Below are 15,070 nucleotides of genomic sequence, written 5' to 3'. Positions count from 1 at the left end.
CGATGGAACACGAAACCCTCTTCGATCTCGCCAATCCCGAGCTGTGGGTGCTGGTCGCCCTGGCCCTGTTCATCGGCCTGCTGGTCGTGCTCAAGGTCCTGCCGGGCGCGCTGTTCGCGGGGCTCGACGCCCACGCGGCCAAGATCAAGGCCGAACTCGACGAGGCTCACCAGCTGCGGGAAGAGGCTCAGGCCCTGCTCGCCGAGGTGAAGGCTCAACGGGACGAAGCCGAGCGTCAGGCCGCCGGCATGCTCGAAGCCGCCAAGGCCGACGCCGCGCTGATCGCGTCGGAAGCCAAGGCCCGGCTGGAAGAGCAGATCACGCGCCGCGCCGAAATGGCCGAGCGCAAGATCGCCCAGGCCGAGGCCCAGGCCGCCGCCGACGTCAAGTCGGCCGCTGTCGACCTCGCCGCTCAGGCCGCCGAGCAGATCCTGGTCGCCCGTCTCGCCTCGGGCGGTTCGGACGGCCTCGTCGACACGGCGATCGGCCAGATCGGTTCGAAGCTGCAATAGCGGTTTCGGGTACGGTTCACGACATCAAGGGCGCGCTCCTCGCGGGGCGCGCCCTTTTTGTTTGGGCCAGCCTTCCAGGCCCTCCCCCTGTGGGGGAGGCGATCGCGTAGCGATCGGTGGGGGGAGCTTTAGGATCGAAGATCGAGGGTCTGGCCACCTGCCGATCACTCCCCCCTCCGTCGGCTTCGCCGACACCTCCCCCACAGGGGGAGGACCAGGGGAGCGCAGATTCTAAACCGGCTGCTTCTTCAGCCAGCGCCGCCGCAGATACTTCCGCCCGCGCTTGAGCACCCGCCAGGACGCCCGGCGCAGGAACAGCTTCTCGGAGCGCAGCAGTTGCTGCCAGGCCACCAGCATGATCTCGGGCTCGCGGCGCATCAGGCGGCGGATCGGGAAGATCAGCTTGGGGTGCCGTCGCTGCCAGCGCAGGAACCGCCGCTTGGCCTGGAATGAGTTGCGCAGCACGATCATCAGCCCGATGACCAGCAGCGGCAGGCCCACATGCCCCGGCAGCGGCGTCAGGACGACCCCGGCCAGCAGCACCAGCACGCCAAAGGCCAACGCCGCCCAGCGGGCGACGCGACCCGCGGTTTCGCGCAGGACCAGGGCTAGACGGCGACGGCGGCGGTAGAGCCTCGAAGGCAGTCTGGCGAGCGTATCAGCCGCCGAACTCACGGCCGCTGCTTGGCCGACTGACGCGCGGTCTGGCGCGCGGAGGCCTGGCGCCGAAGGGACTTGCGCCAGCGCTTGGCCACGCGCCAGCGGCGCGGCATGACCAGGCGCTCCATGCGCAGGACCTGCTGCCAGGCGACCGGAAACACTTCCGGCTCGCGGCGCAACAGGCGGCGCAACGGGAACAGCAGCTTGGGGTGGGCGTGCTGGAAGCGGACGAACTGCTTGCGGGCCCGGAACGAGTTGCGCAGCACCAGCATCAGGCCGACCACCGTCAGCGGCACGCCCAGCGGGCCCGGCAGGGGCGCGATCAGGAAGCCCGCCACGATCAGGATCAGGCCCAGCGTCACCAGAACGACGCGCGCAATCCGCCCGAGAAGCTCGCGGGCGAGTTCATCGGCGGCGGAGAAGCGCACGGGCGGCATGGCGAGGGCAAGGTTCATGGGCAGGAAGAAACGGGTTCCGTGGTCCGTTCGATCCCGGCGACGACCGGCCTCCTCGGCTCACTGAACCCGATATGAGAACGGGGCGCCCTTCCGTAAAGGCGCCCCGTTCCGATTCGTCAGACTGTGGCGCCTATTCCGCCGCCAGTGGCGCGGCGGCCACAGGTTTCCACCTCAGACGTGGTTTACGCGCCGCCAAGGTCTCGTCCAGGCGCTTGAGCGGCGCATGGTAGGGGGCGCCCTTGAAGCGGTCGACGTCGCCGCCCCCATCCTTGATTTGGAGCGCCGCCCCGGCCAGGGCCCGCAGGGCGGTGATGAAGCGGTCCAGCTCCTGCTTGCTCTCGGTCTCGGTCGGCTCGATCAGCATCGCGCCGTGCACCACCAGCGGGAAGTACATGGTCATCGGATGGAAGCCCTCGTCGATCATCGCTTTGGCGAAGTCGAGCGTGGTCACCCCGGTGCCTTCCAGCCAGGCGTCGTCGAACAGGGCCTCGTGCATGCACGGGCCGTTCGGGAAGGCCGGGCTCATCAGGTCCGACAGGCGGGCCTTGATGTAGTTGGCGTTGAGGACGGCGTCCTCGGCCACCTGGCGCAGGCCGTCGGCCCCGTGGCTGAGCATGTAGGCGTAGGCGCGCACGAACATGCCCATCTGGCCGTGGAAGGCGCTCATCCGGCCGAAGGCCTGGGCGGCGGGGCCCTTGGCCTCCTCGACCAGTTGGAAGCCGTGCTCGCCGCTGACCACCCACGGGGTGGGGGCGAACGGAGCCAGGGCCGCCGACAGCACCACCGGACCCGCGCCCGGACCGCCGCCGCCGTGCGGGGTGGAGAAGGTCTTGTGCAGGTTGATGTGCATGGCGTCGACGCCCAGGTCGCCCGGGCGGACCCGGCCGACGATGGCGTTGAAGTTGGCGCCGTCGCAGTAGAAGTACGCGCCCGCCGCGTGGGTCAGGCGGGCGATCTCGACGACGTCGCGCTCGAACAGGCCGCAGGTGTTCGGGTTGGTGACCATGATGGCCGCCACGTGGTCGCCCAGCTTGGCCTCCAGGTCGGCCAGGTCGACCCGGCCGTCGTCGGTCTGGGCGATTTCAACGACCGTGTAGCCGCAGAAGGCCGCCGTGGCGGGGTTGGTGCCGTGGGCGCTGGTCGGGGCCAGCACGGTCTTGCGGTGGCCCTGCCCATTCGCTTCGTGGGCAGCACGAATGGCCAGCAGGCCGCACAGCTCGCCGTGGGCGCCGGCCTTGGGGCTCAGCGCCACCGCCGGCATGCCGGTCAGGGTCTTCAGCCAATGGGCCAGGCGGTCCATCAGCTCGATCGCGCCCTGCACCGTCGACTGCGGCTGCAGCGGGTGGATGTCGGAGAAGCCCGGCAGGCGCGCCATCTTCTCGTTCAGGCGCGGGTTGTGCTTCATCGTGCACGAGCCCAGCGGATACAGCGCCAGGTCGATGGCGTGGTTCTTCTGGCTGAGACGCACGTAGTGGCGCACCGCCTCGGGCTCGGACAGGCCCGGCAGGCCGATGGGCTCGGCGCGGACCAGGTCGCCCAGATCATCGGCGGCCGGAGCGTCCGGCAGATCGACGCCGGTCTTGTCCCAGGCGTTCAGTTCGAAGATCAGCGCCTCGTCCTGCAGCAGGCCGCGGGCTCCGGTCAGGGTGGGGTGGACGTAGTCGTTGGCGTCGCCAGAGGCGGTTTCAGGACGGGTCGGGCGTCCGACGGAATTCATGCTCATTGTGCCAGCACCTTGGTCAGGGCCTTGGAGAAGAAGGTGATGTCGCTGTCGGGCGTGGTCTCGGTGACGGCGACCAGCAGGACGTCGTCCAGGCCGGCGGTCGGGTCGAGGCGCGAATAGGGGACGCCGGCGATGATGCCATTGGCGGCCAGGGTCTCGACCAGCTCGGCCGCGTTGCCCGGCACCTTGATCGCGAACTCGTTGAAGAAGCGCGGGGTCAGCACCTGCACGCCCGGCACGGCCGCCAGGGCGTCGCGCAGGGCCACGGCCTTCTGGTGGTTGACCAGGGCCAGCCGGCGCAGGCCCTTCTCGCCCAGCAGGCTCATGTGGATGCTGAAGGCCAGGGCGCACAGGCCGCTGTTGGTGCAGATGTTCGACGTGGCCTTGTCGCGGCGGATGTGCTGCTCGCGGGTCGACAGGGTCAGGACGAAGCCGCGACGGCCCTCGGCGTCGACGGTCTCGCCGCAGAGCCGGCCCGGGGCCTGGCGGACGTATTTTTCCTTGCAGGCGAACAGGCCGACATAAGGGCCGCCGAAGTTCAGGCCGTTGCCGATCGACTGGCCCTCGGCCACGACGATGTCGGCGCCCATCTCGCCGGGCGACTTCAGCAGGCCGAACGAGACGGCCTCGGTGGCGACCACGATCAGCAGGGCGCCGGCGGCCTGGGCGGCGGCGGCGATCTTGCTGACGTCGGTGGCCGTACCGAACACGTTGGGGGTCTGGACGACGACGCAGGCGGTGTCGGCGTCGATGGCGGCGATCACCGCGTCCTCGGCGTCGACGGCGGGGGCAAGGCGATCGGTGGCGACGCCGGCCGCGTGGGCCAGGGTCTCGACCGTGCCGACATATTGCGGGTGCACGCCGCCCGACAGGACGGCCTTGTTCCGGCGGGTGATCCGGGCGGCCATCATCACCGCCTCGGCGGCGGCGGTGGAGCCGTCATAGAGCGAGGCGTTGGCCACTTCCATGCCGGTCAGGGCCGCGACCTGGGTCTGGAACTCGAACAGCACCTGCAGCGTGCCCTGGGCGATCTCGGGCTGGTAGGGCGTGTAGCTGGTCAGGAATTCCGACCGCTGGATGATGTGGTCCACCGTGGCCGGCACGTGGTGGCGATAGGCCCCCGCCCCGACGAAGAACGGGCCTTCCGAGGCCGAGCGGTTGCGGCGCGACAGGGCCAGCATCTCGCGCTCGACTTCCAGCTCGCCGGCGTGGAACGGCAGGTCCACCGGATCCTTGCGGCGGGCGACGGCCGGAACGTCGACGAACAGCTCGTCGATCGACTCCGCGCCGATGACGCCGAGCATGTCGGCGCGATCTTCGGGGGTAAGGGGGAGGTATCGCATCTAGATCGACTTTCCGAAAAGGGCGTCCGTCAGGCGTTTGAAGATGGGTTGGGCGGGCTTGGCGTCACGGGCGGCGCGGGCCTTGGCGAGGGCTTCGGCGACGGCGGCCTCGTAGGCTTCCGTCTCCTGTTGGGTCTCGATGTCGCCGGCCAGCCAGTCGCGGAAGTCGGCGCGCTCGGCGGTTCCGTGGGCCTGAAGCCTCATCGACCAGGCCGGCGGCGGCTGACCGGTCGCTGGCGTCCCGCAGACCGCGCCGTTGCTCATGACCACGAACGAGGCGGTGGCTTCCGCCAGATCGAAGACCAGGTCCAGGACCGCGTCGTCGAACCGCTCCAGGGCGATCACGGCGATGTCGTCGTCCGGATCGACATTGACTATCAGGACCGTCTCGCCGGCGAGGCCGACCTCGCCGTCCGCGCCGAACGTCGCGCCGGCCGCGGCCAGGGCCTTCTCCACCGCCGCCCCATAGGCCGCCGGAGCGGGCGTCAGGGTCGAGTTGTGGAGAAGGACCTGGACCATGGCTTACAGCGTGCCGAGGAACGCTTCGTAGGCCGCGCGGTCCATCAGGGCGTCCAGCTCGCCGGGATTGCTGAGCTTGATCTTGGCGAACCAGCCGCCGGCTTCCGGCACGGCGTTGACGGTCTCGGGGGCGTCCGACAGCTGGCCGTTGGCCTCGACCACTTCGCCCGACACCGGGGCGTAGACGTCGGAGGCGGCCTTGACGCTCTCGACCACCGCCAGGGCTTCGCCCTGTTTCACGGTCTTGCCGACTTCCGGGACTTCGACGAACACGACGTCGCCCAGCTGCTCGGCGGCGTAGCCGGTGATGCCGACGGTCGCGACGTCGCCGGCGACTTCGACCCACTCGTGGTCCTTGGTAAACTTCATGGTCTGGCCCTCTTTTAGATTTTGCGCACGTAGCGGGTCGGGACGAACGGCGAGGTCACGACCTCGGCCGCCTGCGGCTTGCCGCGGACGATGACCTTCAGCTTCGAACCGACCACCGCCAGGGCGGGGGGGACGAAGCCGATGGCGATGGCGCCGCCGAAGCTGGGACCGAAGCCGCCGCTGGTGACCACGCCGACCACGGCGCCGGTCTCGTCGGCGATCTCCGCGCCCTCCCGGGCCGGGGCGCCTTCCAGCACCTTCAGATTGACGCGGACACGCTTGAGATCGCCGGCCAGTTCCTTGGCGATGCGATCGGCGCCCAGATAGTCGCCGGCCTCGCGGCGGCTCTTGCCGACGGCGAACGGCATGCCGGCCTCGATCGGCGAGACGGTCTCGTCCATGTCGTGGCCGTAGAGCGGCAGGCCGGCCTCCAGGCGCAGGCTGTCGCGGGCGCCCAGGCCGATGGCCTTCACGCGCTCGTCTTCCAACAGGGTGTTCCAGATGCGCTCGGCCTCGGCGGCCGGCACCGAGATCTCGTAGCCGTCCTCGCCGGTATAGCCCGAGCGCGAGATGATGGCGTCGGTCCCGAAGGCGGTCAGGGCCTTGGTGTCCATGAACACCATGCCGGCGGCTTCCGGCACGTGGGCGGCCAGGACGGCTGCGGCCTCGGGGCCCTGCAGGGCCAGCAGGGCGCGGTCTTCCAGGCGCTGGACGGTCGCCTCGCCCTTCAGGGTTTCGGCGATGATCTTGTAGTCGTTGTCCTTGCAGGCGCCGTTGACGACGATGAACAGGCCGTCGTCGTCCGGACGCGCGGTCATCAGGTCGTCGATCACGCCGCCCTCGGCGTTCAGCAGCACCGCGTAGCGCTGCTTGCCGGGCTTGAGGCCCTGGTAGTCGGCCGAGACCAGCTTCTCGAAGCTCTTGGCGGGATTGTCGCCGCGCAGCCGCGCCTGGCCCATGTGCGAGACGTCGAACAGGCCCGCGTGCTCGCGGGTCCACAGGTGCTCCTTCAGCACCCCGTCCTTGTACTGCACCGGCATGTGGTAACCCGCGAACGGCACCATGCGAGCGCCGGCCGCGACGTGCGCGTCGTACAGCGGGGTCTTCTTGAGGTCTTCAGTGGACACGCTTTGCTCGGACACGGGGGGCTCCAATCGGGGTCGGCGACGCCGCCCGGCTTTCGCCAGGTGGTCTCGCCCCCGCTGTCCCTTTGACCTGAGAGATTTCGGCCAAGCTAGCTTGGCCTTGCTCCTTCGGCGGGCAGCGCTTTCACACTGCCTCTTTCCAGCGTTCCTAAACCCGCGCGGTCCTTTTGCCTGAGCGTTTCCGGGGCGGTTGCGCCTTCGGCCTCGGGACCAGAATCCCGATGTCTCCCGCGAGGGTAGAGGCGTGTTTGGGCGAGGGGGCGGGCGGAGTCAACGGGGAAGGCGACGGTCCGAGGGCGTTTAGGCCGTCAGCAGACGGGGCAGCTTGAACGTGACGGTCTCGCGCGCCTCGATCAGCTCCTCGACGGTCACGTCGTAGCGGGCGGCCATGGCGTCGATCACGCCCTGGACCAGGTCCTCCGGAGCCGAGGCGCCGGCGGTGACGCCGACGCGCGACACGCCCTCGAACCACGACCAGTCGATGCCGCGCGCGTCGTCGATCAGCCGGGCGTCCCGGGCGCCGGCCCGCTTGCCGACCTCCATCAGCCGCACCGAGTTGGACGAGTTCTTCGAGCCGACCACCAGGATCAGTTCCGACGCGTCGGCCAGCAGCTTCACCGCCTCCTGGCGGTTGGTGGTGGCGTAGCAGATGTCTTCCTTGTGCGGGGCGGCGATGCCCGGGAAGCGCGCTTTCAGCAGGTCGACCATCTCGGCGGTGTCGTCGACTGACAGGGTGGTCTGGGTGAGGAAGGCGACGTTGGCCGGGTTCTGAGGGATCCAGGCGCGGGCGTCGTCGATGTCCTCGATCAGGGTGACCGTGCCCTCGGGCAGCTGGCCCATGGTGCCGACGACCTCGGGGTGGCCGGCGTGGCCGATCAGCACGATCTCGCGGCCGGCGTCGAAGTGCTTCTGGGCCTCGACGTGGACCTTGGAGACCAGCGGGCAGGTGGCGTCCAGATAGACCATCTCGCGGGCCTTGGCCGCGGCCGGGACGGTCTTTGGCACGCCATGGGCCGAGAACACCACGGGACGATCGTCCGGCGCCTCATCCAGTTCCTCGATGAACACCGCGCCCAGGGCCTTGAGGCGGTCGACCACGTGGCGGTTGTGGACGATCTCGTGGCGGACATAGACCGGCGCGCCGAACTTCTCGATCGTCCGTTCGACGATCTGGATCGCCCGATCGACACCGGCGCAGAAGCCGCGCGGACTGGCCAGGACCACGCGGAGTTCGCGGCGGCCGGGGCTGGAGATGGGCGAATGGGCGTTCATGGCCCCGAACCTAAGGGTTCCGGGCGGCCCGCGCCAGCGGGCCAATCGAGTCTGGTCCAAAAGTCCGCCGCATCCTGTTGAAACCTGCTGTACATTGCGACGTCACGCATATGCCTTTATCAGGCTCCATGACGCTGGCGGGGAATCCCGCTCAAGCTTTCCAATCTCGAACCGGACGTTTCATGCGCCGCAATCTTTCTGTCGCCCTCAGCGCCCTGATGGCCCTCTCGATCGCCGCCACGGCGACGACCGTCCACGCCCAGCAGGGCGGGCGTCCCGGCGGCCAAGGCCAGGACGACGGCGACCAGGCCGCCAAGAAGAAGAAGCGCGACGACGAGTGGAACCAGCCCAAGGCTCCCCTGGCTCAACTGCGCAACGCCGGCCCGTGCCCCTATGTGAAGGTGCTGTACGACGCCAGCCGCTATGTCGAGTTCAAGGACGGCAAGGAGGCGGCCGCCCAGACCGCCTACACCGGCGAGATCCAGGGCCTGACCTCGGGCTGCGCCTACAAGAGCAACGACCCGATCAGGATGCAGGTCCAGTTGCTGTTCGCGCTGGGCCGCGGCCCGCAGGCGACCGGCGCCCAGAAGACCTATCGCTATTGGGTCGCGGTCACCGAGCGCAACAAGGACGTCCTGGCCAAGGAATATTTCGACCTGCCGGTCACCTTCCCGCAGGGCCAGGATCGCGTCTATGCGAACCAGACGCTGCAGACCATCACCATCCCGCGCGCCGACGAGAAGGTCAGCGGCGGCAATTTCGAGGTCCTGATCGGCTTCGACGTGACCCCGGAAATGGCCGCCTTCAATCGTGACGGCAAGCGCTTCCGCGTCAACGCCGGCCAGACCCAGCAGGCCCAGACGGCCCAACCCGGAAACACGCCCAAGCCATGAGTGATTTGAAGCGGTCCCTGAGCGAGGCGGCCGCGGCCGCCTTCCAGGCCGCCGGACTGTCCCCCGACTTCGGTCGCGTCACCGCGTCCGACCGGCCCGACCTGGCCGACTTCCAATGCAACGGGGCCCTGGCGGCCGCCAAGAGCGCCAAGCGCAATCCGCGCGAGATCGCCGTGCAGGTCGTCGACATCCTGAAGACCGACCCGCGCCTGGCCTCCGTCGAGATCGCCGGCGTCGGCTTCATCAACATGCGCGTCTCCAGCGACGCCCTGTCGACCCGCGCCAACGAGATCGCCGCCGATCCGCGCGCCGGAGCCGAGCCCCTGGCCGCCCCGCGCCGGGTGCTGGTCGACTATGCCGGCCCCAACGTCGCCAAGCCGATGCACGTGGGCCACCTGCGCGCCTCGATCATCGGCGAGTCGGTTAAGCGTCTGTACCGCTTCCGCGGCGACGACGTGGTGGGCGACGCCCACTTCGGCGACTGGGGCTTCCAGATGGGCCTGCTGATCAGCGCCATCATGGAAGAGGACGCCTTCATCCGCGCCCTGCTCGAGCGCCTGGTCGAGGCCCCTCGCGGCTTCTCCGCCGCCGACGAGGCCAAGGTCATGGCCGAGTTCGCGCAGCGCGTGACGCTGGAAGACCTGGACCGCCTCTACCCGGCCGCCTCGCAGCGCCAGAAGGACGATCCGGAGTTCAAGGAAAAGGCCCGCAAGGCCACCGCCGAGCTGCAGAACGGCCGCTTCGGCTACCGCCTGCTGTGGCGTCACTTCGTCAACATCAGCCGCGTGGCCCTTGAGCGCGAGTTCCATGCCCTGGGCGTCGACTTCGACCTCTGGAAGGGCGAGAGCGACGTACAGGACCTGATCGCCCCGATGGTCCGTCAGCTGGAGGTCAAGGGCCTGCTGGTCGACGACCAGGGCGCCCGGATCGTCCGCGTGGCCCGGCCCGGCGAGACCAAGAAGAAGAAGCTGCCCGACGGTTCGGTGGTCGAGGTCGAGAGCCCCGACCCGCTGCTGGTGGTGTCGTCGGAAGGCTCGGCCATGTACGGCACGACCGACCTGGCCACGATCCTGGACCGCCGCAAGACGTTCGACCCGCACCTGATCCTCTACTGCGTGGACCAGCGCCAGGCCGACCACTTCGAGCAGGTGTTCCGCGCCTCGTACCTGGCCGGCTACGCCGAGCCGGGCGGGCTGGAGCACATCGGCTTCGGCACCATGAACGGCAGCGACGGCAAGCCGTTCAAGACCCGCGCCGGCGGGGTGCTCAAGCTGCACGACCTGATCGAGATGGCCCGCGAGAAGGCCCGCGAGCGCCTGCGCGAAGCCGGCCTGGGCGCGGAACTCTCGGAAGAGGCCTTCGAGGACACCGCCCACAAGGTGGGGATCGCGGCCCTGAAGTTCGCCGACCTGCAGAACTTCCGCGGCACCTCCTACGTCTTCGATCTCGACCGCTTCACCAGCTTCGAGGGCAAGACCGGGCCGTACCTGCTGTACCAGTCGGTGCGCATCAAGAGCATCCTGCGCAAGGCGGCCGAGCAGAAGGTCGTCTCGGGCCCGATCGTCGTCGGCGAGCCGGCCGAGCGCGACCTGACCCTGCTGCTGGACGCGTTCGAAGGCGCATTGAGCGAGGCCTACGACAAGAAGGCCCCCAACTTCATCGCCGAGCACGCCTACAAGCTGGCCCAGACCTTCTCGAAGTTCTACGCCGCCTGCCCGATCCTCGGCGCCGACGAGCCGGCCATCCGGGCCTCGCGTCTGGCCCTGGCCGAGACGACGCTGCGACAGCTGGAGCTGGCTCTGAACCTGCTGGGCATCGAAGCGCCGGAACGCATGTAGGACCCGGCGGCGGCGCTCGATGATCTCGAGCGCCGCCGATCGTTCCAGCTTTTCTCGGGCCTGGCCGACGAAAAGGACGATCGCTCGCACTTGACCGCCAGCGCCCGCTCCCGCATCCCCGCGCCATGGCCGTCTACACCGACATCACCGACGACGAACTCTCAGCCTTCCTGGGCGACTACGACCTGGGACAGGCCGTGGCGTTCAAGGGCATCGCCGAGGGGGTGGAGAACTCCAACTTCCTGCTGGAGACCACGACCGGCCGGTTCATCCTCACGGTCTACGAACGGCGCGCCAAGCCCGAGGACCTGCCCTACTTCCTCGACCTGCTGACCTGGCTGGCCGATCGCGGCTATCCCAGCGCCAAGCCGATCGCCGACCGTTCGGGCGCCACCCTGAAGACCATCCGCGGCAAGCCGGCCGCCCTGGTCGAGTTCCTGCCCGGCCTGTCGGCCCGCCGCCCCACCGTCGCCCACTGCCGCGAGGCCGGCGAGGGCCTGGCCTGGCTGCACCTGGCCGGTGAAGGCTATCCGGCCCGCCGCGCCAACGACCTGGGCCAGCCGCACTGGGCCCCGCTGTTCGCCAAGCACCGCAAGGACGCCGACGGCCTGAAGCCGGGTCTCGCCGCCACCATCGACAAGGACCTGGCCGAGCTGGCCCTGGCCTGGCCGCGCGGCCTGCCGGCGGGCGTGATCCACGCCGACTACTTCCCCGACAACGTGTTCTTCAAGCCTGACGGCAAGTTCGCGGCGGCCATCGACTTCTACTTCGCCTGCGACGACGCCTACGCCTACGACATCGCCGTGACCCTGAACGCCTGGTGTTTCGAGGCCGACGGCAGCTTCAACATCACCTCGGCCAGGGCCCTGATCGCCGGCTACGAGCGTCGCCGGCCGCTGAGCCCGGCCGAGCGCGACGCCATCCCGATCCTGGCGCGCGGCGCGGCGATGCGCTTCTTCCTGACCCGCCTGGCCGACTGGGGCGCGACCCCGGCCGGGGCGTTGGTCAAGCCGAAGGACCCGCTGGAATACGAGCGCAAGCTGGCCGTGCACCGCGAAGGCCTCAGCCTGTTCGGAGCCGGCGCGTGACCCCCAAGCTGATCATCTACACCGACGGCGCCTGCCGCGGGAATCCCGGCCCCGGCGGCTGGGGCGCGCTGCTGATGTACGGCGACAAGAAGAAGGAGCTGTGCGGCGGCGAGCTGGCGACCACCAACAACCGCATGGAGCTGATGGGCGCCATCCAGGCCCTGGAGGCGCTGAACAAGCCGACCAAGGCCGAGCTGCACACCGACAGCCAGTACGTGATGAAGGGCGTCACCCAGTGGATCCACGGCTGGAAGGCCAAGGGCTGGAAGACCGCCGACAAGAGCCCGGTCAAGAACGTCGACCTGTGGCAGCGCCTGGACGCCGCCCGGGCCCGGCACGAGGTCGACTGGCGCTGGGTCAAGGGCCACGCCGGCCACGTCCACAACGAGCGCGCCGACGAGCTGGCGCGGCTGGGCATGCTGAAGGCGCTGGGCGAGAAGGCCTAGTCGCCCTCGACGGCCAGCCGCAGCTCGCGAAAGGCCGCCACCAGGGCGTCCAGGCTGAAGCCGAGGTTGCGGCCGCTGGGATTGGGCAGCACCCAGGCGACGGCGCCGCCGAACGGCTCGGCCTGCCGACCCCAGGACACGGTCCGGCGGCCCAGCATCGCGCCATAGGCCGCCTTGCCCAGGAAGGCCACATGGCGCGGCGCGTACCGGCGAACCCAAAGCTCGAACCCGGCGGCGGCGTCGACGAACTCCGACCGCGCCAGATCATCGACCCCGGCGGTCGGCCGCTCGACCACGCTGGTGACGCCCAGGCCGTAGTCCAGCAGGCTGGCGTCCCGCTCCGGCGCGATCTGGATCGGGGTGAACCCGGCCGAGTGCAATACGCGCCAGAACCGGTTGCTCCGACCGACGAAGTGATGCCCCGCCGCCGCGGCGGAAMGGCCGGGGTTCAAGCCGCAGAACACCACGTCCAGGCCCGGCTTGACGATGTCGGGAAGCGGCTTGTCCATGGGCGTCCCCGCTAGAGGTAGAGCGACTTGGGGCCGCTGACGAACGGACTGCCCCGAACATAGAAGCGCAAGACGCGGTCCGCCTCCTTGGAAAGACCGATCCTGACGCCCTCCCCGATTTCACCCGGCTCCTGGCCGCCGTGGGCCAGCCACAGCGGGCCGGCTTCGCAGAGGTCCAGGCCATCGGCCCACGGGCCGATCTCCAGCGCCTGCGCCAGCCGCCCCGGACCGCGCGCCAGGTCACGCAGCCGTTCGGTCCGGCGATTGCGCTGCATGATCGCCACGCCCTCCAGCGGCTCCAGCGCCCGGATCAGGACGCCCGCCCCGATCCCGGCCGCCTCGCTCGACACGTTCAGCATGTAGGAGAGGCCATAGGCCAGATAGATGTAGGCGTGGCCGGGCTCGAGAAACAGCGAGCGCGTGCGGGACGTCATGCCCCGGTAGGCGTGCCCCGCCGCGTCGCCGACGACATAGGCTTCGGTCTCGACGATCCGACCGCTGACGACGCCCTCCGGCGTCTCGCGCACGACCACCTTGCCGATGAGGAACCGCGCGAGGGCGGCCGTATCGATCGGCAGTTCGGACCGCGCGAGGCGTCGATAGGTCATGCCGGTCCCGCCCCCAAACACCGCTCATCCCGGCGAAGGCCGGGACCCAGATCCTATGGCGGAGCGGATGATTGGAACAGCGCGACGCTCATGGCGTCAGCCACACCGCTATTCCATCTGGGTCCCGGCCTTCGCCGGGATGAGCGGATCATTTTTAAGCCGCCAAGCTTCCCGGCTCGGCGCCCGTGGCGAACGGCAGGCCTTCGTCCTCCCAGCCGGTGACGCCGCCGATCATCAGCTTCACGGGGCGGCCCAGCAGCGCCAGCTTCAGCGCCGCGCGGTCGGCGCCGTTGCAATGCGGGCCGGCGCAATAGACCACGAACAGGGTGTCGGCCGGCCATTGCGCCATCCGCTCGGCGCTCATGTCGGCGTGGCGCAGGTGGATCGCGCCCGGCACGTGGCGGCGGGCATAGGCTTCCGGCGAGCCCACCACGTGCAGCAGGACGAAATCGGTCTCGCCGGCCTTCATCGACGCCCCGACATCGGAACAGTCGGTCTCCAGGGCCAGGCGGCCGGCGAAGTGGGCGACCGCCTCGGCGGACGGGGCGGCGGGAATGGCGGACACAAAGCTCATGACGATCTCCTCGATTGACGAGGAAGACTTGCCCCAGAGCATGACCGCGCGTTAGTTGGCGTGATCGACAATGACCGTAAAGATCATGCCAAACCCTTCGAAAGCGGCCGGACCGGCCAACAGGCGCGTCGTGGCCCTGGCCTATGACGGCCTGTGCACCTTCGAGTTCGGGGTGGCGGTCGAGCTGTTCGGCCTGCCCCGACCCGAGATGGGTTCTGACTGGTACAGCTTCGCCACGGCGGCCATCGAGCCAGGCGTGCTGCGCGGCCTGGGCGGGATCCAGGTGATCGCCGACGGCGGGCTGGAGCTGGTCGAGCGGGCCGGCACGATCATCGCCCCCGGCTGGCGCGGGGCCGACACGCCCGTGCCCCGGCCGCTGATCGAGGCGCTCCAAGCGGCTCATGCCAACGGCGCGCGGGTGATGTCGATCTGCTCGGGCGTATTCGTGCTGGCGGCGGCGGGCCTGCTGGCGGGCCGGCGGGCCACCACCCACTGGCGCTATGTCGACAAGCTGCGCGCCCTCCATCCCGATATCGATGTGCAGCCCGACGTGCTCTATGTCGACGAAGGCGACGTCATGACCTCGGCCGGCAGCGCCGCGGGGCTGGACCTGGGCCTGCACCTGGTGCGCCGCGACTTCGGCCCCGAAGCCGCCAACACCGTGGCCCGGCGGTTGGTGATCCCGCCGCACCGCGACGGCGGCCAGGCCCAGTTCATCCAGCGTCCGGTGCCGATCGCCCACGAGGCCTCGCGCCTGTCGCCGATCCTGGACCGCATGCGCGCCGACCTCGCCCGCGAGCATACGGTCAAGACCCTGGCCGACGCTGCCGGCATGAGCCCCCGCACCTTCCTGCGCCGCTTCGAGGCCGCCACCGGCACGACCCCGGCCCGCTGGCTGCTGGCCGAACGCCTGGCCCAGGCCCGCGACCTGCTGGAGACCACCCCAGCGGGCGTCGAGCAGATCGCCCAGGCCGTCGGCTTCGGCGCGCCGGCCCTGCGCCACCACTTCAGGAAGTCGCTGGCCACGACGCCCCAGGCCTATCGGGCGCGGTTCGGGGAATAGGACGGCGGTCCTTCCGCTGGACCCCGCCCATGGCTAAGCTTGCCGCCTTG

17 protein-coding genes and 1 riboswitch are annotated in these 15,070 nt (G+C 69.6%); of the genes, 6 read left to right on the top strand and 11 right to left on the bottom strand.

The window, feature by feature from the left end:
• The first annotated feature begins 2 nt into the window (after positions 1–2).
• Positions 3–512 carry a F0F1 ATP synthase subunit B gene (locus AC1DYP_RS09030; RefSeq protein WP_477046039.1) on the top strand — a complete coding sequence of 170 codons (510 nt, stop codon included), beginning with the start codon at positions 3–5 and terminating at the stop codon, positions 510–512.
• 231 nt (positions 513–743) lie between these two features.
• Here AC1DYP_RS09030 and AC1DYP_RS09025 read toward each other — a convergent pair whose 3' ends face one another.
• From AC1DYP_RS09025 to ispH, 8 genes are all read right to left on the bottom strand, one after another.
• Positions 744–1,187 (bottom strand): hypothetical protein, encoded by a 444-nt coding sequence (locus AC1DYP_RS09025; protein WP_477033231.1) that lies wholly within the window; start codon positions 1,185–1,187, stop codon positions 744–746.
• On the bottom strand, positions 1,184–1,627 hold the full coding sequence (locus AC1DYP_RS09020; RefSeq protein ID WP_477033232.1) for a hypothetical protein: 444 nt from the start codon (positions 1,625–1,627) through the stop codon (positions 1,184–1,186). Before AC1DYP_RS09020 ends, AC1DYP_RS09025 begins: the two co-directional genes overlap by 4 nt.
• A gap of 133 nt (positions 1,628–1,760) precedes the next feature.
• Positions 1,761–3,353: an aminomethyl-transferring glycine dehydrogenase subunit GcvPB gene (gcvPB, locus tag AC1DYP_RS09015; protein WP_477046038.1), complete on the bottom strand. Its 1,593-nt coding sequence runs from the start codon at positions 3,351–3,353 to the stop codon at positions 1,761–1,763.
• Positions 3,350–4,696, bottom strand: a complete 1,347-nt coding sequence (gene gcvPA / locus AC1DYP_RS09010; protein WP_477046037.1) for an aminomethyl-transferring glycine dehydrogenase subunit GcvPA — start codon at positions 4,694–4,696, stop codon at positions 3,350–3,352. Before gcvPA ends, gcvPB begins: the two co-directional genes overlap by 4 nt.
• On the bottom strand, positions 4,697–5,215 hold the full coding sequence (locus AC1DYP_RS09005) for a hypothetical protein (RefSeq protein ID WP_477046036.1): 519 nt from the start codon (positions 5,213–5,215) through the stop codon (positions 4,697–4,699).
• Positions 5,216–5,218: 3 nt separating this feature from the next.
• Positions 5,219–5,584: a glycine cleavage system protein GcvH gene (gcvH, locus tag AC1DYP_RS09000; protein WP_477033236.1), complete on the bottom strand. Its 366-nt coding sequence runs from the start codon at positions 5,582–5,584 to the stop codon at positions 5,219–5,221.
• A 14-nt stretch (positions 5,585–5,598) separates the two neighbouring features.
• Positions 5,599–6,726, bottom strand: coding sequence for a glycine cleavage system aminomethyltransferase GcvT (gene gcvT / locus AC1DYP_RS08995; RefSeq protein ID WP_477046035.1), 1,128 nt, complete (start codon positions 6,724–6,726; stop codon positions 5,599–5,601).
• A 152-nt stretch (positions 6,727–6,878) separates the two neighbouring features.
• Positions 6,879–6,970, bottom strand: a riboswitch (glycine riboswitch).
• A 59-nt stretch (positions 6,971–7,029) separates the two neighbouring features.
• A complete protein-coding gene (gene ispH / locus AC1DYP_RS08990) occupies positions 7,030–8,001 on the bottom strand; it encodes a 4-hydroxy-3-methylbut-2-enyl diphosphate reductase (protein WP_477046034.1) in 972 nt (323 codons plus the stop codon).
• Positions 8,002–8,183: 182 nt separating this feature from the next.
• Here ispH and AC1DYP_RS08985 point away from each other — a divergent pair, with 182 nt between their 5' ends.
• The 4 genes from AC1DYP_RS08985 (at position 8,184) to rnhA (ending at position 12,266) form a co-directional block, all read left to right on the top strand.
• On the top strand, positions 8,184–8,894 hold the full coding sequence (locus AC1DYP_RS08985) for a Tat pathway signal sequence domain protein (protein WP_477033239.1): 711 nt from the start codon (positions 8,184–8,186) through the stop codon (positions 8,892–8,894).
• A complete protein-coding gene (locus AC1DYP_RS08980; RefSeq protein WP_477033240.1) occupies positions 8,891–10,732 on the top strand; it encodes an arginine--tRNA ligase in 1,842 nt (613 codons plus the stop codon). The genes AC1DYP_RS08985 and AC1DYP_RS08980 overlap by 4 nt, the downstream gene beginning before the upstream one ends.
• A 125-nt stretch (positions 10,733–10,857) precedes the next feature.
• Entirely contained in the window at positions 10,858–11,820 is a 963-nt protein-coding gene (thrB, locus tag AC1DYP_RS08975; protein ID WP_477033241.1) for a homoserine kinase, read from the top strand.
• Positions 11,817–12,266, top strand: coding sequence for a ribonuclease HI (gene rnhA, locus AC1DYP_RS08970; protein ID WP_477046033.1), 450 nt, complete (start codon positions 11,817–11,819; stop codon positions 12,264–12,266). The genes thrB and rnhA overlap by 4 nt, the downstream gene beginning before the upstream one ends.
• On the opposite strand, the gene mug is transcribed toward rnhA, so the two are convergent.
• From mug to AC1DYP_RS08955, 3 genes are all read right to left on the bottom strand, one after another.
• A complete protein-coding gene (gene mug / locus AC1DYP_RS08965; protein ID WP_477046032.1) occupies positions 12,263–12,775 on the bottom strand; it encodes a G/U mismatch-specific DNA glycosylase in 513 nt (170 codons plus the stop codon). The two genes, rnhA and mug, sit on opposite strands and share 4 nt — an antisense overlap.
• Before the next feature lie 11 nt (positions 12,776–12,786).
• Positions 12,787–13,383 carry a DNA-3-methyladenine glycosylase gene (locus tag AC1DYP_RS08960; protein WP_477046031.1) on the bottom strand — a complete coding sequence of 199 codons (597 nt, stop codon included), beginning with the start codon at positions 13,381–13,383 and terminating at the stop codon, positions 12,787–12,789.
• A 154-nt stretch (positions 13,384–13,537) separates the two neighbouring features.
• Positions 13,538–13,957 (bottom strand): rhodanese-like domain-containing protein, encoded by a 420-nt coding sequence (locus tag AC1DYP_RS08955; protein WP_477046030.1) that lies wholly within the window; start codon positions 13,955–13,957, stop codon positions 13,538–13,540.
• A gap of 85 nt (positions 13,958–14,042) precedes the next feature.
• Here AC1DYP_RS08955 and ftrA point away from each other — a divergent pair, with 85 nt between their 5' ends.
• A complete protein-coding gene (gene ftrA, locus AC1DYP_RS08950; RefSeq protein WP_477046084.1) occupies positions 14,043–15,020 on the top strand; it encodes a transcriptional regulator FtrA in 978 nt (325 codons plus the stop codon).
• Positions 15,021–15,070: the final 50 nt, after the last annotated feature.

It is taken from the genome of Caulobacter sp. P1_D6 (assembly GCF_056406095.1).
This window is presented reverse-complemented; position numbering and strand designations above follow the sequence as displayed.